Source organism: Bradyrhizobium ingae, from assembly GCF_055791185.1.
Genome location: NZ_JBVUBB010000023.1, coordinates 20719 through 46516, shown reverse-complemented (window position 1 = coordinate 46516; position 25798 = coordinate 20719). Strand labels below are relative to the sequence as shown.

General features: G+C 63.4%; 28 protein-coding genes. 16 read left to right on the top strand and 12 right to left on the bottom strand.

The genetic code is table 11. The features are described from left to right. Window positions 1–33: 33 nt before the first annotated feature. Together ACV1FX_RS27530 and ACV1FX_RS27525 are read right to left on the bottom strand one after the other, a co-directional pair. On the bottom strand, window positions 34–1923 hold the full coding sequence (locus tag ACV1FX_RS27530) for a hybrid sensor histidine kinase/response regulator (RefSeq protein ID WP_473120705.1): 1890 nt from the start codon (window positions 1921–1923) through the stop codon (window positions 34–36). A 219-nt stretch (window positions 1924–2142) separates the two neighbouring features. Further along, window positions 2143–3366 (bottom strand): polyhydroxyalkanoate depolymerase, encoded by a 1224-nt coding sequence (locus ACV1FX_RS27525; RefSeq protein ID WP_473120704.1) that lies wholly within the window; start codon window positions 3364–3366, stop codon window positions 2143–2145. 173 nt (window positions 3367–3539) lie between these two features. On the opposite strand from ACV1FX_RS27525, the gene ACV1FX_RS27520 reads away from it, so the two are divergent. Further along, a complete protein-coding gene (locus tag ACV1FX_RS27520; protein WP_473120703.1) occupies window positions 3540–4196 on the top strand; it encodes a glutathione S-transferase family protein in 657 nt (218 codons plus the stop codon). Window positions 4197–4452: 256 nt separating this feature from the next. Here ACV1FX_RS27520 and ACV1FX_RS27515 read toward each other — a convergent pair whose 3' ends face one another. Then, complete coding sequence (locus ACV1FX_RS27515; RefSeq protein ID WP_473120702.1) at window positions 4453–4677, bottom strand: hypothetical protein; 225 nt, start codon at window positions 4675–4677, stop codon at window positions 4453–4455. A 189-nt stretch (window positions 4678–4866) separates the two neighbouring features. Between ACV1FX_RS27515 and ACV1FX_RS27510 the strand changes: the two genes are divergently transcribed. The 6 genes from ACV1FX_RS27510 to ACV1FX_RS27485 all read left to right on the top strand — a co-directional run bounded on the left by ACV1FX_RS27510 (window position 4867) and on the right by ACV1FX_RS27485 (window position 10350). Further along, the gene (locus ACV1FX_RS27510; RefSeq protein ID WP_473120701.1) at window positions 4867–5229 is read left to right on the top strand and encodes a hypothetical protein; all 363 of its coding nucleotides are present in this window, start codon (window positions 4867–4869) and stop codon (window positions 5227–5229) included. Window positions 5230–5446: 217 nt separating this feature from the next. Further along, the gene (locus ACV1FX_RS27505; RefSeq protein ID WP_473120700.1) at window positions 5447–6286 is read left to right on the top strand and encodes an AraC family transcriptional regulator; all 840 of its coding nucleotides are present in this window, start codon (window positions 5447–5449) and stop codon (window positions 6284–6286) included. Window positions 6287–6506: 220 nt separating this feature from the next. Continuing rightward, a complete protein-coding gene (locus tag ACV1FX_RS27500; protein WP_473120699.1) occupies window positions 6507–7433 on the top strand; it encodes an SMP-30/gluconolactonase/LRE family protein in 927 nt (308 codons plus the stop codon). A gap of 109 nt (window positions 7434–7542) precedes the next feature. After that, window positions 7543–8136 (top strand): GNAT family N-acetyltransferase, encoded by a 594-nt coding sequence (locus ACV1FX_RS27495; protein WP_473120698.1) that lies wholly within the window; start codon window positions 7543–7545, stop codon window positions 8134–8136. Between the two features lie 16 nt (window positions 8137–8152). Then, window positions 8153–9799, top strand: coding sequence for a GMC family oxidoreductase (locus tag ACV1FX_RS27490; RefSeq protein WP_473120697.1), 1647 nt, complete (start codon window positions 8153–8155; stop codon window positions 9797–9799). Between the two features lie 182 nt (window positions 9800–9981). Beyond that, window positions 9982–10350, top strand: coding sequence for a hypothetical protein (locus tag ACV1FX_RS27485; protein WP_473120696.1), 369 nt, complete (start codon window positions 9982–9984; stop codon window positions 10348–10350). Between the two features lie 260 nt (window positions 10351–10610). Here ACV1FX_RS27485 and ACV1FX_RS27480 read toward each other — a convergent pair whose 3' ends face one another. Beyond that, window positions 10611–11453 carry an AAA family ATPase gene (locus ACV1FX_RS27480; RefSeq protein ID WP_473120695.1) on the bottom strand — a complete coding sequence of 281 codons (843 nt, stop codon included), beginning with the start codon at window positions 11451–11453 and terminating at the stop codon, window positions 10611–10613. A 93-nt stretch (window positions 11454–11546) separates the two neighbouring features. Then, window positions 11547–11792 (bottom strand): GlsB/YeaQ/YmgE family stress response membrane protein, encoded by a 246-nt coding sequence (locus ACV1FX_RS27475; protein WP_473120694.1) that lies wholly within the window; start codon window positions 11790–11792, stop codon window positions 11547–11549. A gap of 123 nt (window positions 11793–11915) precedes the next feature. Here ACV1FX_RS27475 and ACV1FX_RS27470 point away from each other — a divergent pair, with 123 nt between their 5' ends. The 3 genes from ACV1FX_RS27470 (at window position 11916) to sseA (ending at window position 14494) form a co-directional block, all read left to right on the top strand. After that, the gene (locus tag ACV1FX_RS27470) at window positions 11916–13091 is read left to right on the top strand and encodes a vWA domain-containing protein (RefSeq protein WP_473120693.1); all 1176 of its coding nucleotides are present in this window, start codon (window positions 11916–11918) and stop codon (window positions 13089–13091) included. A 37-nt stretch (window positions 13092–13128) separates the two neighbouring features. Beyond that, window positions 13129–13542, top strand: a complete 414-nt coding sequence (locus ACV1FX_RS27465; protein ID WP_254097743.1) for a rhodanese-like domain-containing protein — start codon at window positions 13129–13131, stop codon at window positions 13540–13542. 97 nt (window positions 13543–13639) lie between these two features. Further along, window positions 13640–14494: a 3-mercaptopyruvate sulfurtransferase gene (sseA, locus tag ACV1FX_RS27460; protein WP_473120692.1), complete on the top strand. Its 855-nt coding sequence runs from the start codon at window positions 13640–13642 to the stop codon at window positions 14492–14494. Between the two features lie 7 nt (window positions 14495–14501). Here sseA and ACV1FX_RS27455 read toward each other — a convergent pair whose 3' ends face one another. After that, complete coding sequence (locus ACV1FX_RS27455) at window positions 14502–15284, bottom strand: hypothetical protein (RefSeq protein WP_473120691.1); 783 nt, start codon at window positions 15282–15284, stop codon at window positions 14502–14504. 360 nt (window positions 15285–15644) lie between these two features. On the opposite strand from ACV1FX_RS27455, the gene ACV1FX_RS27450 reads away from it, so the two are divergent. Further along, complete coding sequence (locus ACV1FX_RS27450; RefSeq protein WP_473120690.1) at window positions 15645–16883, top strand: L,D-transpeptidase; 1239 nt, start codon at window positions 15645–15647, stop codon at window positions 16881–16883. A 57-nt stretch (window positions 16884–16940) separates the two neighbouring features. Here ACV1FX_RS27450 and ACV1FX_RS27445 read toward each other — a convergent pair whose 3' ends face one another. Together ACV1FX_RS27445 and ACV1FX_RS27440 are read right to left on the bottom strand one after the other, a co-directional pair. After that, entirely contained in the window at window positions 16941–17903 is a 963-nt protein-coding gene (locus tag ACV1FX_RS27445) for a D-2-hydroxyacid dehydrogenase family protein (RefSeq protein WP_473120763.1), read from the bottom strand. A gap of 138 nt (window positions 17904–18041) precedes the next feature. Continuing rightward, a complete protein-coding gene (locus tag ACV1FX_RS27440; RefSeq protein WP_473120689.1) occupies window positions 18042–18254 on the bottom strand; it encodes a hypothetical protein in 213 nt (70 codons plus the stop codon). A 238-nt stretch (window positions 18255–18492) separates the two neighbouring features. On the opposite strand from ACV1FX_RS27440, the gene ettA reads away from it, so the two are divergent. Together ettA and ACV1FX_RS27430 are read left to right on the top strand one after the other, a co-directional pair. Further along, a complete protein-coding gene (ettA, locus tag ACV1FX_RS27435) occupies window positions 18493–20142 on the top strand; it encodes an energy-dependent translational throttle protein EttA (protein WP_473120688.1) in 1650 nt (549 codons plus the stop codon). A 7-nt stretch (window positions 20143–20149) separates the two neighbouring features. Further along, entirely contained in the window at window positions 20150–21376 is a 1227-nt protein-coding gene (locus tag ACV1FX_RS27430) for a lytic murein transglycosylase (RefSeq protein WP_473120687.1), read from the top strand. A gap of 85 nt (window positions 21377–21461) precedes the next feature. Here the strand turns inward: ACV1FX_RS27430 and ACV1FX_RS27425 are convergent, their stop codons facing one another. Then, a complete protein-coding gene (locus tag ACV1FX_RS27425; protein ID WP_473120686.1) occupies window positions 21462–21743 on the bottom strand; it encodes a hypothetical protein in 282 nt (93 codons plus the stop codon). A gap of 212 nt (window positions 21744–21955) precedes the next feature. Beyond that, complete coding sequence (locus ACV1FX_RS27420; protein ID WP_473120685.1) at window positions 21956–22291, bottom strand: hypothetical protein; 336 nt, start codon at window positions 22289–22291, stop codon at window positions 21956–21958. A gap of 151 nt (window positions 22292–22442) precedes the next feature. On the opposite strand from ACV1FX_RS27420, the gene ACV1FX_RS27415 reads away from it, so the two are divergent. The 3 genes from ACV1FX_RS27415 to bfr all read left to right on the top strand — a co-directional run bounded on the left by ACV1FX_RS27415 (window position 22443) and on the right by bfr (window position 23834). After that, window positions 22443–22769 (top strand): hypothetical protein, encoded by a 327-nt coding sequence (locus tag ACV1FX_RS27415; protein ID WP_473120684.1) that lies wholly within the window; start codon window positions 22443–22445, stop codon window positions 22767–22769. Between the two features lie 170 nt (window positions 22770–22939). Beyond that, window positions 22940–23212: a (2Fe-2S)-binding protein gene (locus ACV1FX_RS27410; RefSeq protein WP_473120762.1), complete on the top strand. Its 273-nt coding sequence runs from the start codon at window positions 22940–22942 to the stop codon at window positions 23210–23212. A gap of 133 nt (window positions 23213–23345) precedes the next feature. Next, entirely contained in the window at window positions 23346–23834 is a 489-nt protein-coding gene (gene bfr / locus ACV1FX_RS27405; RefSeq protein ID WP_027522416.1) for a bacterioferritin, read from the top strand. A 205-nt stretch (window positions 23835–24039) separates the two neighbouring features. On the opposite strand, the gene ACV1FX_RS27400 is transcribed toward bfr, so the two are convergent. Continuing rightward, window positions 24040–25101, bottom strand: coding sequence for an alpha/beta fold hydrolase (locus ACV1FX_RS27400; protein WP_473120683.1), 1062 nt, complete (start codon window positions 25099–25101; stop codon window positions 24040–24042). Window positions 25102–25262: 161 nt separating this feature from the next. Then, the gene (locus ACV1FX_RS27395; protein WP_473120682.1) at window positions 25263–25670 is read right to left on the bottom strand and encodes a nuclear transport factor 2 family protein; all 408 of its coding nucleotides are present in this window, start codon (window positions 25668–25670) and stop codon (window positions 25263–25265) included. Between the last annotated feature and the right edge of the window lie 128 nt (window positions 25671–25798).

The following is a 25798-nucleotide window of genomic DNA, read 5'->3' as shown; positions in this document are numbered from 1 at the left end:
GATGATCAGCGGCTCTCCGCTAAGGTTTGTGTCTCAGTTCCGCGTGCGTCCCCGCGCCGAGTCGTTGTCGGATGCCTGCTTGCGCAGAAAGCGATCGCGCTCCGCTTCGACGGAGTAGGGTGTGGGGATCGGGTCGCCGACCGAATCCACGGCCGTGTCGAGGCAGCGGCGCAGCATGCGCGCCAGCTCGGCCTTGCGGTAGGGTTTTGTCAGAAGCGGCGCGCCTTGCCCCGCACGGCCCTGCGCGTACAACGAGTCGGAGGCGTAGCCCGACGTAAAGAGGACGCGCAAGGACGGCCGTGAGGCCACCATCTGTTCGGCGAGCTGCAGTCCGTTCATGCCGCCGGCCATCACGATGTCGGTGAACAGCAGGTCGAATTGCGCACCTTCGGCTGCGATCGCAAGCGCCTCGGCAGCATTGGCGGCGGCAATGACCTTGTAGCCGAGGTGCTCGAGCTGGACCGTGACGTAGCTGCGCACGTCGCGGTCGTCCTCGACGCAGAGGATGGTCTCATGACCGCCGGGCACCTTGCGTGCGTCCTCGCCCATCGGACGACGCGCGCGTGTATCGGCTTTGGGGAGGTAGATCTTGAACGTGGTGCCGTGCCCTTCCTCCGAAGCGACCTTGATGCTGCCACCGGACTGCTTGGCGAAGCCGAACACCATGCTGAGCCCGAGCCCCGTTCCCTTGCCGACCTCCTTGGTCGAGAAGAACGGATCGAAGATGCGGTCGAGGATGGACTGCGGAATGCCGGTGCCGGTATCGGTGACCTCGATCTCGACATAGTCGCCGGGATAGCCGACACCGATCGTCACTGCTTCGCGCACGCCGAGCACGACATTGCGCGTTCTCAGCATGAGCTTGCCGCCCGCAGGCATCGCGTCGCGGGCGTTGATCGAGAGGTTGAGCAGCGCCGAGCTGAGCTGCCCGCGGTCGACCAGCGCAGGCCAGACCGCACGATCGAGACTGGTAATGATCTCAATCTGCCTGTCGAACGTCGCGCGCAGGAGTCGGGTGGCCTCTTCGATGAGGTCGTTGACATCGATCTCGGTCGGTTGCAGCGCCTGCTTCCTTGCGAAGGAGAGCAGGCTCGAGGTCAGCGCCGCGCCGCGGTCGGCGGCCTCGCTGATCAGCTTGGTGATGGTCGAAAGGTGCGGGCTGTCCTTCACGGCATCGGCGAGGATCTCGATCGTCCCCGTGATGACCGTAAGCATGTTGTTGAACTCGTGCGCGATGCCACCGGTGAGCTGGCCGACCGCCTCCATCTTCTGGGCCTGGATGAGCTGCTCCTCGGCGACGCGCTTCTGGGTGACGTCCCTTGCAAAGGTGTTGACGATGGTGCGAGCGTCGAGACGCAAGCCCGTGCTCGACGCCTCGATCAGGATCTCGTCGCCGCTCTTGTGAAGCATGACCGCTTCGAAGCGCATGCCGATCGGGGTTTCCGACAATTCGTTCAGGCGTCGTTTCATGCGCTGCCGGAAGGCGGCGCGGAGCGGCTCCGGCACCACCAGCTCGACGACGTCGGCGCCGACCGCCTCCGTTCGCGTCCATCCCGACAGCGCTTCGGCCTGAGGGCTCCAGGCGACGACGACGCCATCTTCATCGGTCTGCACGAAGGCGTCGAGCGCCGTCCGGATCACGGCCTGCGTTTGCCGCGCGCTGTCCGCAAGCGCTCGCCGTACCTCCGCTTGGCCAGCATCCACCGCAGCGATGCGCTTGCTCTGCGATCTTTCGATCACGCGCGCGCAGCCGAACGCGAGCAGCGGGGCAACGAGGCCGCTTGCCAGCAGGGCGAGCAGTTGTGCCATGCCGAGCGCACGCAGGCTGTCCGCGCCGATCATGACGTAGGACGCCAACATGGCGGCGGCGGTCACCGCGGCCTGCGCGGCTATCGCGAGGATCAGAAGCCCCCTGAGTCTCATGCTCTCATACCCAAGGCTTCAGACCCAAAACCGGGGTCGGTCCCGACCGCTGGCCGGTCAATTTTCGAGCAGATCAAGCGGAGGACTTTCCCGAGAAACGAACGTTCACGTCGGGATTGTAGCGCAGATGCAGCGCAACGTAATCCTGGGACGGCACGGCTGACGCCGATGTACCGGACGCGTTGCATGCCGTCCGGGTTGGGGAGGAGCGCAATTGGTTCAGGAGTTCACGTGCACGAAATCCCGCAGGAGAGGATAGATCTCGTTATTCCAACGCTTGCCTGAGAACACGCCATAATGGCCGACGCCGGCCTGCATGTGATGGACGCGGCGGTAGGCGCGCACGCCGGTGCAGAGATCTTGAGCTGCGAGGGTCTGGCCGATCGAGCAGATGTCATCCTTCTCGCCCTCGACCGTCATCAGCCCCATGCGGCTGACCGCCTTCGGGTTCACCTCCCGTCCGCGATAGGTCATCTTGCCGAGCGGCAGGAGATGCTCCTGAAAGACGTCTCGCACGGTCTCGATGTAGAACTCTGCGGGCAGGTCCATCACCGCGAAATATTCGTCGTAAAAGGTCTTGATGGTCGCAGCCTTCTCCTTCTCGCCCTTGGCGATATGGTTGGCGAGATCGAGATGCTGCTTGATATGACGCTCGAGATTCATCGAGACGAAGGCCGTGAGCTGCACGAAGCCCGGATAGACCTTGCGGAATGCGCCGCGGCACTGCACCGGCACATAGTTGATCAGATTGCGCTCGAACCAGGTGATCGGCTTGCTTTTGGCGAACTCATTCACCTTGGTCGGCGCTACGCGCGTGTCGATCGGGCCGGCCATCAGCGTCAGCGTCGCTGGCCGCGAGGGATGATTGTCCTCGCACATGATCGCGGCGGCTGCGAGGGCGGAAACCGAGGGCTGGCAGATCGCGACCATGTGCGGGCGCGGGCCGAGTTGAGCGAGGAAGTCGATGAGGTGCTCGGTGTAGTCGTCGAGGCCAAAGCGGCCTTCACTGCGCGGGATGTCGCGCGGATTGTGCCAGTCGGTGATGTAGACGTCGTGATCCTGCAGCAGCGTCTGCACGGTGCCGCGCAGGAGAGTTGAGAAATGCCCGGACATCGGTGCCACCAGCAGCATGCGCGGCTGCTCGGGGCCATCGTCCTTCTTGAAATGCAGCAGCGAGCCGAACGGCGTGGCGTAGGCGATCTCCTCCCGGACGCCGACCTCGCGATTTCCCACCATCACGCGGTCGATGCCATAGGCCGGCCGGTCATAGGTGATGGTCGAGCGCGAGATCAACTCCAGCGCAGCCGACAGGCGGCCGACCACGGCACCAGACATCCCCTGCGGCACCAGGTTGAGATATTTCAGGGCAGATGAAGCCCCGGCCCGCCATGGCTCCGTCAGATCCATGTGGTTCTGAAAGGCCTGATAATACATCGACATCATACTGATACGCCCACCCTGACCCAAGGCCATCATGCAATATCGACGCCAGATTCGAGTCAATTCGCCCTGAAAACTGGCACGTCGCTTGCTGTGGAATACGGGGAAGCACAAACCGTGGGCACCGCGCATATCGGGACGGCGGCGTCGGGAATTCAGGCGCGAGGGAAGGCCATATGGCGAAGGCGACACTGACCATCAGCAGCAAGAACTACTCGTCCTGGTCGCTGCGTGGCTGGCTTTTGACGAAATTCTCCAGGCTCGATTTCGAGGAGATCGTCACTGCGCCGGACGACCCGTCGGCGCGCGCCGAGATCCTGCTCTTGTCCTCCTCGATCCTGGTGCCGTGCCTGCGGCACGAGGGCGCCACCATCTGGGATACGCTGGCGATCGGCGAGTATCTCAACGAGGTAATGCCGGACGCCGGGCTGTTGCCGGCCGACCGCATCCAGCGCGCCCATTGCCGCTCGATCTGCGGCGAAATCCATTCCGGCTTCACCACGCTTCGCGCCTCGCTGCCGGTCAACCTCAAGGGCCATTTCCCGGGCTTCAAGATCTGGTCGCGGGCGCAGGCCGATATCGACCGGGTCTGGGCCATCTGGCGCGACTGCCTGGAACAGTCGGGCGGTCCGTTCCTGTTCGGCGAGAAGCGCACCATGGCGGATGCGATGTATGCACCCGTCGTGACGCGCTTTGTGACCTATGACGTCAAGCTCGAGCCGGAGCTCAAGGCCTATGCGGACACCATCATGGGCATGGATGAGATGCAGGAATGGATCGCGGCCGCCAAGGCAGAGCCGGCGGAGATCGAGGAGCTCGAGGTCGAATATTAGGCAGCGTTTTCCATGGGCTGCTTCCATGGGCTGCACGTTCGCGGGGCGCAATTAACCTTTGGCGTCGGCCGCGGGGCTGAGCCGTCGCGCATCTTTCCTTGATCTGGTACGTCGATGCTGCGCCGCGCCGACATCTAGCGGTGAACAGGTCGACAACGGAGCCCGGCGGCTGATTCGGACGCGATTCGTTCGGTCAGCGTTCCGTACCTTAAAATCCGGCCAGGCTCCGTAGCATTTTGAGACAGGTCGGCCAGCCTTACACGGCACCCGTCTGTTTCACTCGCGGCAGGCGCCAACCGATCACGGTCGCCTCGACGGCGATGCCTGCTTCGTGGTTTTGCCAGCGCCCGCCAACGTAACGGCAGGCAAAAGGCAGGGTGTAGGTTCCACTATGGTCTTCGCAAAGCACTTCGACCGGCATCCCAGACGGTGGTTCTCCCTCGCCATTGAATTCGGCCAGACGTCTTTCGCGCGTTGCCATTCTAAATAATCTCCCCTCAAAAAGAACGCGAGCAGAGCCGCCCCACTCTTTCGCGTCCGTTCGTTAGTCCTCCCACCCGGAGGAACCGCCCAAGCTCAACGCGAGAATGCGGTGCCAGTATGGTATCGTCGCGGGCATGCGCGTCGTCTGCGCAATTTGCCGTGATCAACATTCTTACAGGGAACCTGCATGCCGGGCCGGAATGCTTCGCTTTGTGTCGCCATTTTGCTGTTGGTGACGATGCCAACGGAACACGTCCGCGCGCAGGATGTTCCCGGCATCGAGATCTGCACGGTCGAGAAAACCTGGGAGCGGCGGACGAGTTGCCTGCAAAGCAATGTCGACTTTCTTCAGAAAACGATGAGCAAGCTCACCCTCGATCATCAGCAGAAGATCGACGCCGCCAATCGCCAGATCGACGCGTTGAAGGCGACGGTTGCGGGTTTGCAGAAGACTCTTGGCGATCTCCAGGCCGCGCAGCCCAAGGCGGCGGAGGATCCGAAGAAGAAGCAGGACGCGCCGGCGGCGAAGGACGCTACGCCGCCAAAGTAGAAGTAGGATGGGCAGTGCCGCACCTGCGCCGTGCCCATCACTTCTGTGTATGGCAACGAAAGTGGTGGGCACTCTTCCGCCTTCGCTCTTCGAGCTACGGCGGACAAGTCGCTTGGCCCGCCCTACGAAACTGTAGGTGTGCGACAGCAATCCCGATCAAGCGCGGCGTCTGCCATTCGTGCACGATGACCGTGCTTCGAATGAGGGCCCTTAGTCCATGAACCCAGCCCAGCGCGCGCTCTGGTACATCGAAAGCCATCTGGCCGAGCCGCTGACGCTCGACGAGATCGCCGAGATCGGCGGCGTGTCGCGCTTCCATATGGTGCGCGCGTTTGCGGCGGCGACCGGATTTCCGGTGATGCGCTATGTGCGGGCGCGGCGGCTCACGGAAGCCGCACGTTGCCTGGCGCGGGGCGCGCCGGACATTTTGTCGCTGGCGCTGGAAGCGGACTATGGCTCCCACGAAGCCTTCACGCGCGCGTTCCGCGACCATTTTGGCGTGACACCCGAAGCGGTCAGGGCGGCGACGTGCGTCAAACACCTCAAGCTTCAGGAGCCGATCCTCATGGACTCCACCATGCTCGACAATCTCGCACCGTCCCGTTTCGAAACCGCCAAGGCCTTTCTGGTCGCAGGCCCCGGTGAACGCATCTCCTGCGACAACGGCGCCGCCATTCCGGGCCTCTGGCATCGCTTCCATCAGGAGGTCGCCGACATCCCCGCGCGTGTGAGGCAAGATCAGGTTGCCTACGGTGTCTGCTGCAACGGCGATGATGCTGGCAATTTCGACTACATCGCCGGCGTCGAGGTTTCCGATTTCTCCGACCTGCCGCGGCGCTTCAGTCGCATCCGCATCCCCGAACAGCGCTATGCGGTGTTCACCCACACCGACCACGTCGCCTCGATCCGTCGCACCGTCAACACGATCTGGAATCAATGGCTGCCGGCCTCGGGTCTGAAGGCCGCCGACGCGCCGAACTTCGAACGCTATGCCGAAAAATTCGATCCCAAGACCGGCAATGGCGGCTTCGAGATCTGGGTGCCGGTGAAGGAGTAGCAGCATGATCCGGAAAAGTGCGCAGCGGTTTTCCGAAAAGATCATGCTCAAACAATAATCTAAGGCACGATGACCAATCTTGTCGCGCCTTAGCGCGCAACGCTGGCATACCCGGCCGCTTGCTTGGCAAGCTGGAGCGACTTTGCCATAACCGCGGGCAAGTCTTGCATGCGGACCGGCATCTCCCGTGCAAGCCATAACAAGCCGCCGGGAGGCCAAAATGTCCGACATCCGCATTCTCGCCACTGACCTCGAATTTCCGGAAGGGCCGGTGGTGTTGCCGGACGGCTCGGTCGTGCTGGTGGAAATTCGGGGCCAGCGCCTGACGCGCGTTTATCCCGACGGACGAAAAGAAATCGTCGCAAGGATTCCCGGCGGGCCGAACGGCGCGGCGCTCGGCCCGGACGGCAAGATCTATATCTGCAACAATGGCGGCTTCTCCTGGATCCCGACGGGCAAGATGATCATGCCGGGCCCGCAGCCCGACGATTATCTGGGCGGCTCGATCCAGCGCGTCGATCTGCAATCGGGCAAGGTCGAGACCGTGGTGACGAAGTGCGGCGAGCATGATTTGCGCGGTCCCAACGATCTCGTCTTCGACCGCCATGGCGGCCTGTGGTTCTCGGACCTCGGAAAACGTCGCGCGCGCGACATGGATGTCGGCGGGATGTATTATCTCAAGCCCGGCATGAGCGAGATCGTCGAGGTCGTGCACGGCGTACTGCCGGCGAACGGCATCGGGCTGTCGCCGGACGAGAACACCGTCTACATTGCCGAGACGCCGACCGCGCGGCTGTGGGCCTATGAGCTCTCCGCGCCCGGCACGCTGAAGCCGCGCGAGGTGATCTATCGCGGCGAGCGCGGCAAGCCGATCACGGGGCTCGGCGGCTACCAGATGTTCGACTCGCTTGCGGTCGAGGCAAACGGCAATGTCTGCGTCGCGACGCTCGTATCCGGCTGCATCTCGGTCATTGCGCCGGATGGCAAGCTGGTCGAGCAGGTCCCGACCGGCGACCGCGTCACCACCAACATTGCCTTCGGCGGCCCTGAGCTCAAGACTGCCTACATCACGCTGTCGGGCAAGGGCGAGCTGATCGCCATGGACTGGCCGCGTGGCGGTTTGCCGTTGAATTTTTTGAATAAGTGAGACAAGTCGTCGTTGCGAGGAGCGGAGCGACGAAGCAATCCAGGAATGCATCCGCGGAAAAATTCTGGATTGCTTTGCTTCGCTCGCAATGACGAAGGAGAGACCATCAATGCCCTGGCCTGATCCCATCACCCTCCGCGGCGAGCATGCGCGGCTCGAACCGCTGTCGCACGAGCATCGCGACGCCCTGGTGGAGGCCGTGAAGGACGGCGAGCTCTCCAAGCTGTGGTACACCGCAATCCCCAGGCCCGAGAACATGGCAAAGGAGATCGATCGCCGCCTTGGCTTGCAGACTGCGGGCTCCATGCTGCCTTTCACCGTATTCGACGCCGACGGCAGGATCGTCGGCCAGACCACCTATATGAACATCGATGCGACCAACCGCCGCGTCGAGATCGGCTCGACCTGGTACGCCAAGAGCGCGCAGCGCGGCCCCCTCAACACGCAGTGCAAGCTGCTGCTCTTGACCCACGCCTTCGAGCAGCTCAACTGCATCGCGGTGGAATTTCGCACGCATTTCTTCAATCACCAGAGCCGGCGCGCCATCGAGAGGCTCGGCGCCAAGCAGGACGGCATTTTGCGCAGCCACCAGGTCGGGCCGAATGGCACGCTGCGCGACACCGTGGTCTACAGCATCACCGCAGCCGAATGGCCGACAGTGAAGGTGCATCTCCAATATCAACTCAACGACAAGCCGCGCTGAGGCGGTTCGAGGCAAGATGGACAGATTCGACTATGTGATCGTCGGCGCGGGGTCCGCCGGTTGCGTGCTCGCCAACCGCCTGAGCGAGGATCCGAACACCAGTGTCTGCGTGCTCGAGGCGGGCCCGAGCGACTGGCATCCCTACATCCATCTGCCGGCGGGCTTCATAAAAACCTTCTACATGAAGAGCGTCAACTGGGCTTACCAGCAGGAGCCGGGGCCCTGGACCGGCGGTCGCAGTATCTACGCGCCGCGCGGCAAGACGCTCGGCGGCTCGTCCTCGATCAACGGCCACATCTACAACCGCGGCCAGAAGCTCGACTTCGACACCTGGGCGCAGATGGGCAACCGCGGCTGGAGTTATGCCGACGTTTTGCCGTATTTCAGACGGCTGGAGAAGCGCGTCGGCGAGGGAGAGGATCTCTATCGCGGCCGCGACGGCAGCCTTACCGTCACCACCATGGATTGGCGCGACCCGCTCTGCGAAGCCTTCATGGAAGGCGCGCTCAGCCTCGGCATTCCCCGCAATCCCGATTACAACGGCAAGACGCAGGAGGGCGTCTCTTACTGTCAGCGTACGATCGACAATGGTTTGCGCGTTTCCGGCGCGACCGCATTCTTGAGGCCCGCCATGAAGCGGGGGAACGTGCATGTGCAAACGCATGCGCATGCCACGCAGATCGTCCTCGAGGGCAAGCGTGCGGTCGGCGTACGCTACGTGAAGGGCGGCCGTGGCGGCCAGCCAGTCGAGGTGCGTGCCGACAAGGAAGTGATTTTGGCCGGCGGAGCCTACAACTCACCGCAATTGCTCCAGCTCTCCGGCGTCGGCTCGCCCGAGCTGCTACAGACGCACGGCATCGAGGTGCGTCACGCGCTCCCCGTGGGCGAGGGCCTTCAGGACCACTACGCGCCGCGTACCGTGGCCCGGGTGAAGAACATCAAGACCATCAATGAGCTTCGCCGCGGTTGGCATCTTTGGGTCGAGGCGATGAAATGGGCCACGACGCGGCGCGGCCTGCTGTCGCTGTCGCCGACCATGGTCTATTGCTTCTGGCACTCCGGCGTGAGCGCCGAGAGCTCCGACTTGCAGCTCACCTTCACGCCGGCCAGCTACAAGGAAGGCGTGCAAGGCCAGCTCGAGGACGAGCCCGGTATGACCGTCGCCTCCTGGCAACAACGTCCCGAGAGCCGCGGCTACGTGCGAATCCGCTCGGCTGATCCCTTTGCGCCGCCGATCATCCAGACCAACTATCTCGATCACGAGCTCGACCGCCGCGTCATCGTCGCCGGCATGAAGCTCGCGCGAAAGCTGCTGAAATCCGCGCCGCTGGCGCCTTACTACGCCAGCGAGGATTTCCCCGGTCCTGACGTCAACACCGATGACGAATTCCTCCACGCAGCGACGGAGCGCGCCAACACTACGTTCCACCCCGGCTGCAGCTGCCGCATGGGTCCGGCCGAGTCCACTTGGGCGATCGTCGACGACCAGCTCCGCGTCCACGGCCTGGAAGGTTTGCGCGTCATCGACGCTTCCGTGATGCCGCGCATGATCTCTGCGAATTTGAACGCGTCAACGATGATGATCGCCGACCGCGCGTCGGATTTGATCCGGGGCAAGGTGCCGCTGGAGGCGGCGAACGTGCCGGAGACGGCGGTGGCGTGAGGGCTGCTTCGTGGGAACGCTTCGTAGGGTGGATTAGCGATAGCGTAACCCACCTCTTTGCTTTCCGCCTGTTGTAGAAGTAGTGGGTTACGCGAACGCTAACCCGCCCTGCGCTCTCGCTAGCGTTATCCCATCGTGCGGGCTACGGTGGCGTAGGGTCGATATCAGCCGAAGACGTTGTCTTGAGCACAGAGCAAAATCGTCCTCTCACGGATGCCGAGCACGATCTTGCTCGCTGGATGCTTCAGCACGGCACGGATGAAGCAAAGCAGTATCTGGATCAGCTTGAGCTGGCCGAAGTCACGCCTTGGCGATGTCCATGTGGGTGTGCCAGCATCAACTTTCAAATCAGGGGGCACGCCGAAGCGCCGCCGGGGGCCCTCATTCTCGGTGAATTCCTGATCAATGATGGCGACCACAAAAGCGGAGTGTTCATCTATTCGAGTGGTGGTTTGCTGAGCGGTATTGAAATCTATGGCTTGACGGGTGATGCGCCGCCGCTACTGCCTCGTCCTGAAATTTTGTCTGTCTTTGAGGCCGACGGCTCATAGCGGGCCGATGACACGCTCTCCGAAGCAATCCAGCGTCTTGTCGCGGGCGGATTCTGGATTGCTTCGCTTCGCTCGCAATGACGAGGTGGGACTTGTGTTCGCATCCCAAACTGTCATCGCCCGCGAAGGCGGGCGATCCAGTATTCCAGAGGCGGTCGTGGGATACGGTTAGGCCGCGGCGTACTGGATTCCCCGCCTTCGCGGGGAACGACAGCGGCGTTTGAAGCTACGGCAGCGCGCTATCGCGGAGCGCGCCACGCTCAAACCTCTCTTCGGCTCAGGAACGCCAGCCGCTCGAACAGATGCACGTCCTGCTCGTTCTTGAGCAGGGCGCCGTGCAGCGGCGGGATCAGTTTTCGCGGGTCGCGTTCGCGCAGTTGCTCCGGCGTCATCTCCTCGTTGAGCAGCAGCTTGAGCCAGTCGAGCAGCTCGGAGGTCGACGGCTTCTTCTTCAGGCCGGGCACCTCGCGCACCTCGAAGAAGATGCGCAGGGCTTCTTCGACCAGGCGCTTCTTGATGCAGGGGAAGTGGACGTCGACGATGCGGCCCATGGTCTCGGCATCGGGGAACTTGATGTAGTGGAAGAAGCAGCGGCGCAGGAAGGCATCGGGCAGCTCCTTCTCGTTGTTGGAGGTGATCATCATGATCGGGCGCTGCTTGGCCTTGATCGTCTCGCCGGTCTCGTAGACATGGAATTCCATGCGGTCGAGCTCGAGCAAGAGGTCGTTGGGAAACTCGATGTCGGCCTTGTCGATCTCGTCGATCAGGAGCACCGGACGCTGCTCGGCGGTGAAGGCGTCCCACAGCTTGCCGCGCTTGATGTAGTTCTTGATGTCGGACACGCGCGCATCGCCGAGCTGGCTGTCGCGCAGGCGCGACACCGCGTCGTACTCGTAGAGGCCCTGCTGCGCCTTGGTGGTGGACTTGATGTGCCAGGTCAGAAGCGGCGCGTTCAGCGCTTTGGCGACTTCTTCGGCCAGCACCGTCTTGCCGGTGCCGGGCTCGCCCTTCACCAGCAGCGGACGCTCCAGCACGATCGAGGCATTGACGGCGACCTTGAGATCGTCAGTCGCAACATAGTCCTTGGTGCCGGTAAACTTCATCGCGCGTCCTTGTCGGTCATCGGGCGAGGTGCACCTCTGCCACAACATGGGAACGGCCGCTCCGAGCGGCCGTTCCGGGTTAGGTCAAGCTTTTCAGGCCCGTCTTATCAGCGAAAGGACGACCAGCACAATCACCGCGCCGATCGTGGCGTCGAGGATGGCGCCGAACGTGCCCGTGGCGAGCGCAATGCCGAGCTGCGGCAGGATCCAGCTCGCGACCAGCGCACCGATGATGCCGACCACGATGTTGCCGATCAGTCCAAATCCCGCGCCGTGGACAATTTTCCCCGCGAGCCAGCCGGCGATCGCCCCAATGATCAGCGCTGCGACAATTCCCATGCCAAAGATCCCCAAAACCAAGCCTCAAGCCCGGCAATTCTAGAGCAAAAAGCCTCACGGTCCAGACCTCGACCGAAAGCTGCGCCCCTTGACGGGAGCCATCCGACGGGCAATCTGTCGCCTATGTTCCTGCAATTCTTCACCTCATTGCGCGATGCGCAGGTCCCTGTGACGCTGCGCGAATACCTCACGCTGATGGAGGCGCTCGACGCCGACCTCGCGGACTACACGGTCGAGAATTTCTACTACCTGTCGCGCGCCTCGCTGGTGAAGGATGAGCGCAACCTCGACAAGTTCGACCGCGTCTTCGGCACTGTCTTCAAGGGACTGGAAAGCCTGCTCGAGGCCATGGACAAGGCGGAGATCCCCGAGGAGTGGCTGAAGAAGCTCGCCGAGAAGTACCTCACGGAAGAAGAGAAGAAGCAGATCGAGGCCATGGGCTGGGACAAGCTCATGGAGACCTTGAAGAAGCGGCTCGAAGAGCAGAAGGGCCGCCATCAGGGCGGCAGCAAATGGATCGGCACCGCCGGCACCTCGCCGTTCGGCGCCTATGGCTACAATCCCGAAGGCGTCCGCATCGGGCAGGAGAAGAACCGCAACAACCGCGCCGTCAAGGTGTGGGACAAGCGCGAGTTCAAGGACCTCGACGGCAATGTCGAGCTCGGCATCCGCAACATCAAGGTCGCGCTGCGCCGCCTGCGCAAATTCGCGCGCACCGGTGCGCCGGACGAGCTCGATCTGGACAATACGATCAAGCAAACGGCCAACCACGGCTATCTCGACGTCGTCATGCGTCCCGAGCGGCGCAACGCGGTCAAGCTGCTGGTGTTCTTCGATATCGGCGGCTCGATGGATTCGCATATCGAGCAAGTCGAGGAGCTGTTCTCTGCGGCGAAGAGCGAATTCAAGCACATGGAGTATTTCTACTTCCACAACTGCCTCTATGAGGGCGTGTGGAAGCAGAACAAGCGGCGCTTCACGGATCGCACGCCGACCTGGGACGTGCTGCACAAATATCCGCATGACTACAAGGTCGTTTTCGTTGGGGATGCCTCGATGTCGCCGTACGAGATCATGGTGCCGGGCGGCTCGGTCGAGCATGTCAACGAGGAGCCGGGCTCGGTCTGGCTCGAGCGCATCATCCGCACCTATCCGCATGCGGTGTGGCTCAATCCTGTGGCACAGAAGCACTGGGATTATTCGGAATCGACCACCATCATCCGCCGCATTTTTGCGAACCGCATGTTCCCGATCACCATCGAGGGACTTGAGGGCGCGATGAAAGAGTTGACGCACTAGCCACTCGCCCCGGAATGACAACAAGAGGGAGAAGCACATGCCCCAGAACATCACCCGCGGCATCAAGGCGCTGATTGACGAGGCCAATGCCGAGATCGAGACGCTGTCGGCCAAGGACGCCATCGAGATTTCCAAGAACGGCGACGTCGTCATCGTCGACATCCGGGATCCCCGCGAGATCGAGCGCGACGGCCGCATTCCCGGCGCGTTCGCATGTACCCGCGGCATGCTCGAATTCTGGATCGATCCGCAGAGTCCCTATGCGAAGCCGATCTTCCAGGAGGACAAGAAGTTCGTCTTCCACTGCGCCGGAGGCTTGCGCTCCGCGCTCGCCGCCAAGACCGCGCAGGACATGGGCCTCAAGCCCGTTGCCCACATCGCCGGTGGCTATGCAGCCTGGCGCGACGCCGGCGGCCCGGTCGAAAAATGGGAGCCGAAGAAGAAGGGGTAAGACTCGTCACAGGCGGGCTTGACCCGCGTGTCCATCCCCTCAAGAAAATGGATTGCCGGGTCAAGCCCGGCAATGACGACTGGAGAGATACGCGATTATGACCCCCACCGACCCCCTCGTCTCCACCGAATGGCTCGCCGCCCACATCAACGATGCCGATTTGAAGGTGCTCGACGCCACCTTCAAGCTGCCGGGCGTGCTGCCGCTGCCGAAGGACGACTACCTCGCCGCGCATCTGCCGGGCGCGGTGTTCTTCGATGTCGACGTGGTGTCCGATCACTGGAGCCCGCTGCCGCACATGTTTCCGAGCGCCGAGCAATTCGCACGTGACGTCGGCAGTCTCGGCATCGGCAATGCCGATACCGTCGTGATCTACGATGCCGGCGGCTGGGTTGCCGCGCCGCGGGCGTGGTGGATGTTTTTGTCCTATGGCCACAGCAACGTGCGTATTCTCAATGGCGGCTTGAAGAAGTGGCGCGCGGAGGGCCGTCCCGTCGAAGGCGGTGAGGCAAAGCCGAAGGCCCAGACCTTCAAGGCGAACTATGATCCGAAGCGCGTGCGCAGCATGCAGCAACTGATCGCGAACGTCGAAAGCCGTGCCGAGCAGGTGATCGATGCGCGCCCAGCGGAGCGCTTCGAGGGCCGCGCCGCGGAGCCGCGGCCGGGCATCCGCTCCGGCCACATCCCCGGTGCCCGCAACGTGCCCTATGCCCAGTTGTTCGATGCGGCGACCGGCGAAATGAAACCGCTTGCCGATCTGCGCGCTGCCTTCACCGGTGCCGGCGTCAAGCTCGATGCGCCGATCGTGACGAGCTGCGGCTCCGGGGTCTCGGCCGGCGTGCTGACGCTCGCGCTGTACCGTCTCGGGATCACCGACACCGCGCTCTATGACGGCTCATGGTCGGAATGGGGTCAGGAAGGCGGCCCGGTGATCGCGACGGGGCCGGCGTGAGACCTGCTCAGCGGGCGCGGGTGGTCGCCGCGTAGGCCGGCTGCTGATATTGCTGCAACGGCTGCGTGGCGAAGGGATTGAAGGTCTGCTGCACCTGCACCGGCGGTGGACGCCGCACCATGCGGTGCCGCTTCTTGGCCCGATGCGCTTGAGGTTTGGCAGCCTGCTTGTCGGACGTATCGGTTGCCGTCTTGGTTTTTGCCGGTGCGGCTTGAGCCGCCGTGGGCGCGGGATCGGCCAGCGCTGCGACCTGGGCGGTTGTCTCGGGCGCTGTGACTGCGATGGTCGCATCGACCTGTTGCGGCTCCGGCGAGGCGACCGGGGTCGGCGTTGTTTCGCCCGGAGTGGCGGGCGCAGTCTCGCTGACTGACGGCGCAGTCTCGGCCGATGCAGCCTGCGGCGTCGGCGTCTCGGCCGGTGGAACGGCGGCCTCAGCGTGGGCCGGGTCGCCGGCCGGTGCATTCGTTGCGGGAGCAACCGGCTCGCTGCTCACCTCCGACGTCAGTGCGGCAGCCTGCTCCGGTCCGCTTTCGGGCAAGCCGACGGTCGGGATGTCGTCGCGCACCGAGGTCGAGGGCGGCAGCGGCTCGGCGCGGAGCGCCGCGAGCACCGGTTGCGCCGGTTCGCTCGCTTGCGCGAACACCTGCTCCTGCGGGCCATTTCGCCAGGACGGATTGCTGACGAACTGCTCATGCGTCGCCCGCAGAAGTGCGGCGGCCCCTAGGCCGAACACCAGGATGGAGGTTGACAACAAAATCGCGGCAAGCAGGAAACGAAAGCCGGGCAGCATCGAAGGGCGATTTCCGCCTTGGCAGGTTGCTGCCGAGGCCCTTGAGCCATCTGAACGCGGTGACGGTACTGACTTGCCGCGTTCGCCGCGCGAGAAACAGGTCAAAGCGAAGGCGAATCAGGCTGATTCGAGAATACCCGAACACTCCTGGGCCGTTCCGTAAAAATCGGGAGCTGAGAGTCCGGCAACCTGCGGGACCGCTTGATTTCCACTCCGTGATGCACCTGAGCAACGGTCGCATCGCCGATCACAAATCGCCAAATCAGGCCAAATCGGCCGGTTTTGTCTTGAATGCGCCGCGATCTTCGTCCATGTGCCGTTAACGGTCCGGTCGGGCCGGGGGACTAAACTAGGGCGATGATGATCAAACATTTTCTGACGATTTGCGCTGCCGCAACAGTCGCTGCGGCGGGAACCTCGCTCGCGCAGGCTCAGCAGGGCTATCCGGTTCAACAGGCTCCGACCTATCAGCAGGGCTACCCGTCGGAATATCGTCCCGGCGACCGCGTGCCGAATTTCGACGCACTCGAGGATGATGACGACGCGATGCCGCCGCAGCCGCGGAACTCGGCAGCGTTGCCGCCACCCGGCCTGTCCGGTCCGGTGATGTCGCCTGACGATCCGCGCTACGGCCGCCCCGCCGGCGCCCCGCCGGTCTACTCGAACAACGCTCCGCAGGGACCAGTGGTGTCGCCGGACGATCCGCGTTACGGCCGTCCGGCCGGTGCGCCGCCCGTCTATTCCAACAATGCGCCGCAGGGGCCGGTGATGTCGCCGGATGATCCCCGCTATGGTCGTCCCGCGGGCCCGCCTGCAGTGATCTATGCCGACCGCCCGGCCGCGCCCCAGGGTGCCGACGACGGTCTGCGGCCGCCGGAAGGCGTTGGTGGACCCGCCGCGACCGGCGCCGTTCAGCAACAGCAGCCTGCCGGACCGAATGGCCAGCCGATGACGGTTGCGGCGCTTCCGCCCGAGGAGCAGCCCGACGCGGCGCCGACGCAATTGCCGCCGAACCTGCGCCGCCAGGAGGTCGCGTTCCAGACCAAGGAGCCGGCCGGTACGCTCGTCGTCGATACCCCGAACACCTACCTCTATTACGTGCTCGGCAACGGCCGCGCGATCCGCTACGGCGTGCGCGTCGGTCGCGACGGTTTCACCTGGACCGGCGTGCAAAAGATCACGCGCAAGGCGGAGTGGCCGGATTGGCATCCGCCGACGGAAATGATCGAGCGTCAGCCCTATCTGCCGCGCTTCATGGCTGGCGGTCCCGGCAATCCGCTTGGTGCGCGCGCGATGTATCTCGGCTCGACGGTGTATCGCATCCACGGCACCAACCAGCCCTCGACGATCGGCAAGTTCGTCTCCTCGGGTTGCATCGGCATGCTGAATGAGGACGTCTCCGACCTCTTCGATCGCGTCAAGGTCGGCACCCGCGTCGTCGTCATGCCGGGCGGTCCGCCGCCGGGAACGGCGACTGCATCTGCTGCGCCGACGCCCGGCGCTGCTGCGCCCGTGCCGATGGCCGCCCAGGCCGGTCCGGCCCCGAGCATACAGCCGACGGTGGTGCCGCCGCTGCCCGCCCCGGTCACCGTGCGCTGAGCGCTGCGAGACAATTCAGATTTGCGAAGGGCGTGCCATCGGCGCGCCCTTTTTGTTTCAGGCCAGCCGCTTCGGCGGCTCGCTGCCCTTGGTCCAGGCGTCGATCGCCTCGACCATCTGCCCGTAATGGATACGCAGCCCGTCCGCGGTGGCGTAGCCGAGATGCGGCGTCAGCACGACATTGTCGAGCTTGCGGATCGGATGATCGGTCGGGAGCGGCTCGACCGAGAACACGTCGATGCCGGCGCCTGCGATCTTCTTCTGTTGCAGCGCCTCGAGCAGCGCCGCCTCGTCGACGATCGGCCCACGCGCGGTGTTGACGAGGTAGGCGGTCGGCTTCATCCGCGCGAGATCGGCGGCGCCGACCAGTCCCCGCGAGCGCTCGCTCAACACCACATGGATGGTGATGATGTCCGCTTTCGCAAACAACTCCTCCTTGCTGGCGTAGCCGACGCCGGCCTCCTTGCATTTCTCGGCGGTCAGATTGGGGCTCCAGGCGATGACGTTCATGCCGAACGACTTCGCGATGCCGGCGACCTTGCTGCCGAGCTTGCCGAGCCCGACGACGCCAAGCGTCCGGCCCTCGATCTCGATGCCCGCAAAACTCTGCCAGGGCTCGCCCGCATGCATGCGCGCGTTCTCGCGGCCGATGCCGCGGGTCAATTCCAGGATCAGGCCCATGGTGAGCCCGGCGGTCGGATCGCGGGAATATTGCGTGCCGCAGATCACGACGTTGCGCGCTTTCGCCGCTTCCATGTCGATCGCGGCGTTGCGCATGCCGGAGGTCAAGAGCAGTTTCAACTTGGGGAGCGCCTCGAACAGGCTCCTTGGAAACGCCGTGCGCTCGCGCATCGCGCAAATAATCTCGAAATCGGCGAGGGCGCTGGCTGCGGCCTGCTCGGAGGCGAAGGGGTGATTGAACACCGTGACGTCGACACGGTCGGAGATCCTCGGCCAGTCGGCGACGTCTTGGGCGATGTTGAAATAGTCATCGAGAATTGCACAGCGCAGCCGCGTCATCGGGAAAACCGTCCATCCATGGCGAGGGGCGATGGCGCGCGCGAAAGGCGCCATCGATCGAACCTCGCCATGCTTGCGCGCAATCGGCTGGCGGCGCAAGCGGCGGGCCGCTTCAAAAATCCGGTAGCGGGCGTGGTGTCAGAGGTCGCGCGGTTTCAGGCGGAACGGTGCGTCCATGCCGTGCTTGGCGCGCCAGGCGGGGCCGGGGCCGCGCATGTAGTGCAGTTCCGGGCGGTAGGGATTGAAAGCCGTGGCAAAGAACCGGACCCAGAAGGCGCGGAGTTCGGCGAAAAGGGTGGAGCCTCCGCCTCCTGCCGGAACGGGATGAGAGCTTGTCTCGATCATTGCCATGGTGCGGCCTCGCTGTTCTCCCCGCTGCTTCTGCCGCGGGTGGCGCTTTTTGTGGCGCCGCGAACCAGCTTTGGCCTGCTTTATTAAAAAATGGTTTCAATTGTAGTGACCGGCTGCCCGGATGGTATCCAACCCGTATTCATCCGTGGTGAACGGAGGGAAAACGTTGCCCTTTGGAGGCAGGATCGCTACATCGGCGGCAAGCAAATTTCCTCAAATCGAAGGTTTCACGGGACCGATGGCGCGCCAGTTCGTCTACTTCATGGAAGGCCTGACCAAGAGCTACCCGACCCGCAAGGTGCTCGACAACATTCGCCTGAGCTTCTACCCGGACGCCAAGATCGGCGTGCTCGGCGTCAACGGCTCGGGCAAGTCCACTTTGCTCAAGATCATGGCCGGCCTCGACAAGGAGTACACCGGCGAGGCCTGGGTCGCCGAGGGCGCCCGCGTCGGCTATCTTGAGCAGGAACCGCAACTCGATCCCAAGCTCTCGGTGCGTGAAAACGTCATGCAGGGCGTCGCCAAGCAGAAGGCGATCCTCGACCGGTACAATGAACTCGCCGTCAACTACTCGGACGAGACCGCCGATGAAATGACCAAGCTGCAGGACGAGATCGAGGCTCAGGGCCTATGGGATCTCGACAGCAAGGTCGATCAGGCCATGGACGCCTTGCGCTGTCCGTCCGATGACGCCGACGTCACGAAACTCTCCGGCGGTGAGCGCCGTCGCGTCGCGCTGTGCCGGCTGCTGCTCGACCAGCCCGAGCTTCTTCTGCTGGACGAACCGACCAACCATCTCGACGCGGAATCCGTGTCGTGGCTTGAAGGGCACTTGCGCAACTATCCCGGCGCGATCCTGATCGTGACCCACGACCGCTACTTCCTCGACAACGTCACGGGATGGATCCTCGAGCTCGATCGCGGCCGCGGCATTCCCTACGAGGGCAACTACTCGTCCTGGCTGGTGCAGAAGCAGAAGCGGCTCGAGCAGGAAGGCCGCGAGGAGGCCGCGCATCAGAAGACGCTCGCCCGTGAGCAGGAATGGGTCGCGTCCTCGCCCAAGGCGCGCCAGGCAAAATCCAAGGCGCGCTATCAGCGCTATGAAGAGCTGTTGAAGCAGGCGAGCGAGAAGCAGACCCAGACCGCGCAGATCATCATTCCCGTCGCCGAGCGGCTCGGCGCCAATGTCGTCGACTTCGAAGGCCTCAGCAAAGGCTATGCCGACCGCCTGCTGATCGATGATCTCACCTTCAAGCTGCCACCCGGCGGCATCGTCGGCGTGATCGGCGCGAACGGCGCCGGCAAGACCACGCTGTTCAAGATGATCACCAAGCAGGAAACGCCGGACAAGGGCACGATCACGGTCGGCGAGACCGTGCATCTTGGCTATGTCGACCAGTCGCGCGATGCGCTCGACGGCAAGAAGACCGTGTGGGAGGAAATCTCCGGCGGCAACGAGCTGATCCTGCTCGGCAAGAAGGAAGTGAATTCGCGCGGCTACTGCTCGTCGTTCAACTTCAAGGGTGCCGACCAGCAGAAGAAGGTCGGTGCGCTTTCGGGCGGTGAACGCAACCGCGTGCATCTTGCCAAGATGCTGAAGTCCGGCGCCAACGTGTTGCTGCTCGACGAGCCGACCAACGATCTCGACGTCGATACGCTGCGCGCGCTCGAAGAGGCGCTGGAGGATTTCGCCGGCTGCGCCGTCATCATCAGCCACGATCGCTGGTTCCTCGACCGCATCGCGACCCACATTCTCGCCTTCGAAGGCGATAGCCATGTCGAATGGTTCGAGGGTAACTTCCAGGACTACGAGAAGGACAAGATGCGCCGCCTCGGCCAGGACAGCATCATCCCGCATCGCGTTAAGTACAAGAAGCTGACGCGGTGATCTTGGCATGATGCGGCGGGCGCTCATTGCTGCGGTGGTCGTGATCACCTGCGGCTGGCCGTCCGCCCGTGCCGCCGACGCGGCCTTCACCCAGTTCATCGCCTCGCTCTGGCCGGAGGCGCAGGCCGCCGGCGTGTCGCGCGCGACGTTCGATCGCGAGACCACAGGGCTCGAGCCTGATTACAAGCTGCCCGATCTGATCCTGCCGGGACGGCCCGCGACCGGCGCGCCGTCGCAGGCCGAGTTCGTTCAGGTGCCGGCTGACTACATCAAGGAAGCCTCGATCACGCGGCTTGCCGGCGAGGGACAGCGGCTGCTGCAAAAATATCGCGGCGCGCTCGCCCAGATCGAGAAGAGCTCCGGCGTGCCTGCTACCGTCATGCTCGCGATCTGGGGACGCGAGACCGACTATGGCCGCTATACGCTGCCTTATGACCTCGTGCGCGTGCTCGGGACCCAGGCCTATGTCGGCCGGCGCAAGGACACGTATCGCAACGAGTTCATCCTTGCGCTGAAAATCCTCGGCGAGGGCGTGGTCGCGCGCAAGGACATGCGTTCGTCCTGGGCCGGCGCCACGGGCCTCACGCAGTTCCTGCCGTCGGAATACTACAAGCACGGTGTCGATTTCGACGGCGACGGCCGCATCGACATCTGGCACTCGGTGCCGGACGCGCTGGCCTCCGCCGCGCAGCAGCTCGTCAACAAGGGTTGGCAAAGTGGCGTACGCTGGGCCTATGAGGTGCAGGCACCGACGAAGGTCGATTGCACCGTTGGCGTACCGGAGGTGACCAAGCCGATCGGTGAATGGTTGCGCGAAGGCTTTGTGCCGGTGCGCGGGCAACGCTTGAGCGCGGCCGAGCAGGCGCAGCCGGCGTCGCTGTTGCAGCCTGAAGGCATCTACGGCCCGTCGTTCCTGACGACGAAGAACTACTTCGTCATCAAGGAATACAATTTCTCCGACCTCTACGTGCTGTTTGTCGGCCATCTCAGCGATCGCATGACGAGCCCGCTGTCGTTTGCGACGCCCTGGTCGGCCTCGAAGCAGTTGCGCACCAGGGATGTCGAGGAGATGCAGCGCGGGCTGACGCGGATCGGGCTCTACAAGGACAAGCTCGACGGCAAGGCCGGCATGCTGACGCGGGCCGCGCTTGGTGCCTATCAGAAATCGGCGGGGCTGAAAGTCGATTGCTGGCCGAGCGAAGAGGTGCTGCGCTCGATTCAGGCGGCGCGGTAGCAGGACCTAACGCTTCAAAGAAAAAAGCCCGGCCGATGGTCTCGGCCGGGCTTCGATCGTGGCGCGCTTGCGCCGTGCGATCAGATCAGTAGCAGACGCGGACCGGGCGTACGACCCAGCCGTAGCCGTCCCAGTAACGCTGGCGCTGCCAGTAGCAGGGCGCAGGCGGCGGGGGCTCGGCCACATAGACCGGTCCGCCATAGGCCGGACGGCTCGACGCGATGGCGCCGCCGACGATGGCGCCGCCGATCAGGCCGGCTGCGATGCCGGCGCCGACGCCGTCATGGGCCTGGGCGGGCGGAGTGGCGGTCGCCAGCGAACCGGCGATCGTCGCAACCGTGAGGGCGGCAACAAAAGTCTTCTTCATGCTCTTGGCTCTCCTGGGAGAATTGACGCTCCTTGTTAGGAGCGCCAGGGGTTCAAAGGTTCACGCAGACTGTGATGGAATTGGCCTCTGGGCTAGGAAGCGCGCAAATGGTCAATCCACGGTAAACGCACGCGGAGCTGTGACGAGAAAAAGCGGTCTTTTTCGGGCCCGGAGATGAACGGGTCGTCCGTAATGAACCGGCTTTTTACGTGTCAGCCACAGACCCGGACGCGGCGCGAGCGCCAGGCATAGCCGTCCCAGAAGCGTTGCCTCTGCCAGACACAGCCGCTGCCGTAATAGTCGTCGGCGACATAGCCCGGGCCCGGGCCATAGTAGCGGGGCGGAGGCGCATAGCCGGGACCGTAATAGTAGCCGGGGCCAGGTCCGTAATAATACGGGGATGCCAGCGCGCCACCGACGATGGCGCCGCCGATGATGCCAGCGGCGACGCCCGCGGCAACACCGCGCTGCGCATGGGCCGGCGCAGGCGCAAGCGCCGATGCGGCCAGAGCGGCGGCGGCAGCGAGTGCCAGGAGCGATTTCTTCATGCCTTTGACCTTTCAACAGCGGACGCGGACGTCGTTCCGCACCCAAGGTTCCATATCCTGCTTGAATGATCAATGAACGGAAGGCCTGCGGGGGGCGACGAATGCGTGCGGGAGGCGGCTCCCGGAAGGCAGGAAATCCGAGCAACAGGCCATGAGCAGTCTGATGATGAGCGCCCTGATCGCCGTCGGAGCCACCTTGGCCATCTGCTTCGTCCTGATGACCCATGTGCAAAACCGCAGCCGGCCCCGCTCGCGTGCGGGTGCCGGAGTCGACGGCGGCGACAGCTACTCCGGAACCAGCGATGGTTTCTCGCTGGGAAGCTGGTTTTCCAGTGAGAATTCGTCGGTCGATGGTTCCGGCAATCCGATCGACAGCAGCTCCTGTAGCAACAGCAATGACAGCGTCAGCAGTGACAGCGGCGGCGGTGGCGATTGCGGCGGAGGCGGGGACAGCGGCGGCGGCGGAGGGGGCGACTAGGCCCGCACTCGGTCGCATGCTTGATCCAGCGCAAGTTGTCTTTTTAGACCCGTTCTAGGCTGAATCGCGGCTCAGTTTGGAATAGCTTCAAATACCGGTTTTTCCTTTTGCATCCGGCCGAGCCCTTAAATATCGATGATGGCGCATCACCGAAGGGCCTGCCACTTTCCATGATCGTCTGTTCCTGTAACGTGTTGAGCGATGACGACATCCGCGCCGCCGTCGCCGATTCCGACGACGCCGTGCGTCATGCAAAGCAGGTCTATGGCTGCCTCGGTTGCAGCGCCGAATGCGGACGCTGCGCGCGCACCATCAAGACCATCATCGATGAAGCCCTCGGCCCGTGCGCGAAGTCTTGCTGTGCCGGCTGCCCGCACAACCACCAGGTCGCCGCCAACGACGAGATCGTCGAGGCCGCCGAGTTCGCGCTCGCGGCCTGCTAACTTCTTTTTCTTCAATCGGCTGAGCTTATCCCCGGGTGCGACCCTGGGATGGGTTGCTCCCGTTCCAAACTTGTTTTAGAAGCGTTCTAAATTCGGTTTATTACCGATGAGGCCGCAAGAGCTGGAGTGAATCATGCAGGGCGACGCGAAAGTTATCGAATATCTCAACAAGGCACTGCGTCACGAGCTCACCGCGATCAATCAATACTGGCTGCACTATCGCTTCCTCGACAATTGGGGCCTGCGCGACATGGCCAAGGTCTGGCGCAAGGAATCCATCGAGGAGATGGAGCATGCCGACAAGCTCACCGAGCGCATCCTGTTCTTCGACGGCTTTCCGAACATGCAGGTGCTCGATCCCCTGCGCATCGGCCAGAACGTCAAGGAGATCATCGATTGCGATCTCGCCGCCGAGATCAGCGCGCGTGCGCTCTACCAGGAAGCGGCCACCTACTGTCACAGCGTGAAGGACTACGTCACGCGCGATCTGTTCGAGAAGCTGATGAGCGATGAGGAGCACCACATCGACTTCCTCGAGACCCAGCTCGATCTGATCGGCCGCATCGGCCTCGAGCTCTACACCCAGAAGCACGTCGGCGGGCTCGAGGGCGAGGGGCATTAGTTCGCGCATCCGCGCCACACTCTCCGCTGTCGTCCCGGCGCAGGCCGGACCCATAGCCTCAGGGAGAAGTTGTGGCGCGCAATTGGCAACCACGAGTCTTCGCCAAACCAAATCCCGTGGTTATGGGTCCCGGATCCGCGCTCCGCTTCGCTGCGCTTGTCCGGGACGACACTGTGGTTGTTGCCCGAGCTACAACTGCGTCCGCTCACATCGTGCGCTGCGGCGCCGTCTGCAACAATTGCCGCAGTTGCTCGATGTAGAACTTTGCGTTGCCGGTGGTGCCGTGACCGCGAGTCTCCGTGCTCGCAGGGATCAGGTACAGGCGGCCGTTCTTGACCCGCTTCATCGCAGCTTCCGTGACGCCCGTCTCCGGCGGATTGCGCTCGTCGTCGGCAGCGTTGATCAGCAGCAGTGGCGCCTCGATTCGCTCCAGCCGCTCCGAGGCGTTGTAGTCGTGCGAGGATTCCCACTGCCAGACGAAGTCGTTGGCATCCGCGGTGATTGGTGCAGCGAGCCGTTCATCGACCATTTTGTCGGCCTTCGCCGCCGTCGGAGTCTGCTCCTGATAGGCCAGTGTTCCGCCGATGCTGGCGATGCCATAGGCGACGATGGCGTATTTCATCATTCGCGGCTGGCTCGTGTAGTTGCCGCCGTTGTAGTCGGGATCGCTGCGGATGGTGTCGAGCATGATCCGGCGCATCATCCAGTTGCGTGATGCCATCTCGGTCGGCTGCGAGGCCATCGGCACCAGCGCGTCCATGCTTTGCGGATACTTCTCGCCCCACAGCCAGGTCTGCATGCCGCCCATGGAATTGCCGATCACGAGGCGCAGATGCTTGACGCCGAGGCCTTCCGTCACGAGACGGTGCTGCGCCTCGACCATGTCGTCGTAATCGTACTTCGGAAAGCTCGTCTTCATACCGTCGGACGGTTTCGACGACTTACCGTGGCCGACCGCATCGGGAATGATGATGTAATATTTGGACGCATCGAGCGGCTGCCCGGCGCCGAACAATTCGCCCGCGAAGGCAGGCGTCAGCATGCCGGCGGCGGATTGGCCGGTCCCGTGCAGCACCAGTACCGGCTGACCGGTCGGCTCGCCGATCGTGGTGTAGTGCAGCTTCAACTCGGCCATGGTCTCGCCGGTGTGGAATTTGAAATCCTTGGCGATCCAGTCGCCTTGTTTCGGGGCTGGATAGTCGGCGGCCATCGCCGACATCGAAAAGGACAACAGGGCAGCCGACAGCACCGCGCACGAAGCTTTCATGGTTCTTTCTCTCCAAGGCAGCTCGTTTCGGGCCGCTTCGCGGGCGATCTTATCAGCGTTGTCTTAGGGATCGAGAGCGGATGCACGGCCGCCGGAACATTTTCGCAATGGTGCATCGCATACGCGGCATATTTCGGCAGCCGGCCCACAAGCCTGCCGGCTCATTCGTGCTTGAGAAAGCCGAGCGCGTACCAGCCCCAATAAACCCTGTGGCGCTGGATCAGGCCCTTGTCGATCTCCATGATCTCGACCAAATCCATCTGGTCGCCGTCGGGAGAGGCGCGTGGATATTCCCAGGTGACGATACGGCCGTCCGTGAAGAAACCCTGCTTGAAGCGCTTGCGCTGAGGCGGATTGGTCTGGAAGACGCGCGCAATGAAGCTGCGCAGATTGGCCCTGCCTTTGACGATTCCGCTCGAGGTCTTCAGAAGGTGTTGGACCAGCGGGCTTTCGATGGATGCGTCATCGGCATAGAGCGCGAGCGCTGCCTCGAGGTCCTTGTTGCCGAGGGCCTCGTCCCACAGCCTGCAGATGCGTTCGGCGTCGCCTTGGTGTGCTTCCTTGATCATGATGTAATCCTCGGGGCTCGGGGGGACATTTCCCATGGATCGCAGAGGCTGTGCCGCCAAAGTTTCACGGAATTCTGAAATGACCGCGCTTTGGAGGATTGCGATGAAGTAGGGATACGCCCAGATCA

Bases quoted from the DNA above. Each gene is read 5' to 3' on its own strand.
- ACV1FX_RS27510 (WP_473120701.1), top strand. From the start codon at position 4,867: ATGCCGGGCCGGAATGCTTCGCTTTGTGTCGCCATTTTGCTGTTGGTG.
- ACV1FX_RS27470 (WP_473120693.1), top strand. From the start codon at position 11,916: ATGTTCCTGCAATTCTTCACCTCATTGCGCGATGCGCAGGTCCCTGTG.
- ACV1FX_RS27525 (WP_473120704.1), bottom strand. From the start codon at position 3,366: ATGATGTCGATGTATTATCAGGCCTTTCAGAACCACATGGATCTGACG.
- ACV1FX_RS27450 (WP_473120690.1), top strand. From the start codon at position 15,645: ATGATCAAACATTTTCTGACGATTTGCGCTGCCGCAACAGTCGCTGCG.
- ACV1FX_RS27495 (WP_473120698.1), top strand. From the start codon at position 7,543: ATGCCCTGGCCTGATCCCATCACCCTCCGCGGCGAGCATGCGCGGCTC.
- ACV1FX_RS27530 (WP_473120705.1), bottom strand. From the start codon at position 1,923: ATGAGACTCAGGGGGCTTCTGATCCTCGCGATAGCCGCGCAGGCCGCG.
- ACV1FX_RS27500 (WP_473120699.1), top strand. From the start codon at position 6,507: ATGTCCGACATCCGCATTCTCGCCACTGACCTCGAATTTCCGGAAGGG.
- ACV1FX_RS27505 (WP_473120700.1), top strand. From the start codon at position 5,447: ATGAACCCAGCCCAGCGCGCGCTCTGGTACATCGAAAGCCATCTGGCC.
- ACV1FX_RS27425 (WP_473120686.1), bottom strand. From the start codon at position 21,743: ATGAAGAAGACTTTTGTTGCCGCCCTCACGGTTGCGACGATCGCCGGT.
- ACV1FX_RS27410 (WP_473120762.1), top strand. From the start codon at position 22,940: ATGATCGTCTGTTCCTGTAACGTGTTGAGCGATGACGACATCCGCGCC.
- ACV1FX_RS27455 (WP_473120691.1), bottom strand. From the start codon at position 15,284: ATGCTGCCCGGCTTTCGTTTCCTGCTTGCCGCGATTTTGTTGTCAACC.
- sseA (WP_473120692.1), top strand. From the start codon at position 13,640: ATGACCCCCACCGACCCCCTCGTCTCCACCGAATGGCTCGCCGCCCAC.
- ACV1FX_RS27400 (WP_473120683.1), bottom strand. From the start codon at position 25,101: ATGAAAGCTTCGTGCGCGGTGCTGTCGGCTGCCCTGTTGTCCTTTTCG.
- ACV1FX_RS27480 (WP_473120695.1), bottom strand. From the start codon at position 11,453: ATGAAGTTTACCGGCACCAAGGACTATGTTGCGACTGACGATCTCAAG.
- ACV1FX_RS27515 (WP_473120702.1), bottom strand. From the start codon at position 4,677: ATGGCAACGCGCGAAAGACGTCTGGCCGAATTCAATGGCGAGGGAGAA.
- ACV1FX_RS27440 (WP_473120689.1), bottom strand. From the start codon at position 18,254: ATGGCAATGATCGAGACAAGCTCTCATCCCGTTCCGGCAGGAGGCGGA.
- ACV1FX_RS27465 (WP_254097743.1), top strand. From the start codon at position 13,129: ATGCCCCAGAACATCACCCGCGGCATCAAGGCGCTGATTGACGAGGCC.
- ACV1FX_RS27490 (WP_473120697.1), top strand. From the start codon at position 8,153: ATGGACAGATTCGACTATGTGATCGTCGGCGCGGGGTCCGCCGGTTGC.
- ACV1FX_RS27420 (WP_473120685.1), bottom strand. From the start codon at position 22,291: ATGAAGAAATCGCTCCTGGCACTCGCTGCCGCCGCCGCTCTGGCCGCA.
- ACV1FX_RS27475 (WP_473120694.1), bottom strand. From the start codon at position 11,792: ATGGGAATTGTCGCAGCGCTGATCATTGGGGCGATCGCCGGCTGGCTC.
- bfr (WP_027522416.1), top strand. From the start codon at position 23,346: ATGCAGGGCGACGCGAAAGTTATCGAATATCTCAACAAGGCACTGCGT.
- ettA (WP_473120688.1), top strand. From the start codon at position 18,493: ATGGCGCGCCAGTTCGTCTACTTCATGGAAGGCCTGACCAAGAGCTAC.
- ACV1FX_RS27430 (WP_473120687.1), top strand. From the start codon at position 20,150: ATGATGCGGCGGGCGCTCATTGCTGCGGTGGTCGTGATCACCTGCGGC.
- ACV1FX_RS27445 (WP_473120763.1), bottom strand. From the start codon at position 17,903: ATGACGCGGCTGCGCTGTGCAATTCTCGATGACTATTTCAACATCGCC.
- ACV1FX_RS27520 (WP_473120703.1), top strand. From the start codon at position 3,540: ATGGCGAAGGCGACACTGACCATCAGCAGCAAGAACTACTCGTCCTGG.
- ACV1FX_RS27395 (WP_473120682.1), bottom strand. From the start codon at position 25,670: ATGATCAAGGAAGCACACCAAGGCGACGCCGAACGCATCTGCAGGCTG.
- ACV1FX_RS27415 (WP_473120684.1), top strand. From the start codon at position 22,443: ATGAGCAGTCTGATGATGAGCGCCCTGATCGCCGTCGGAGCCACCTTG.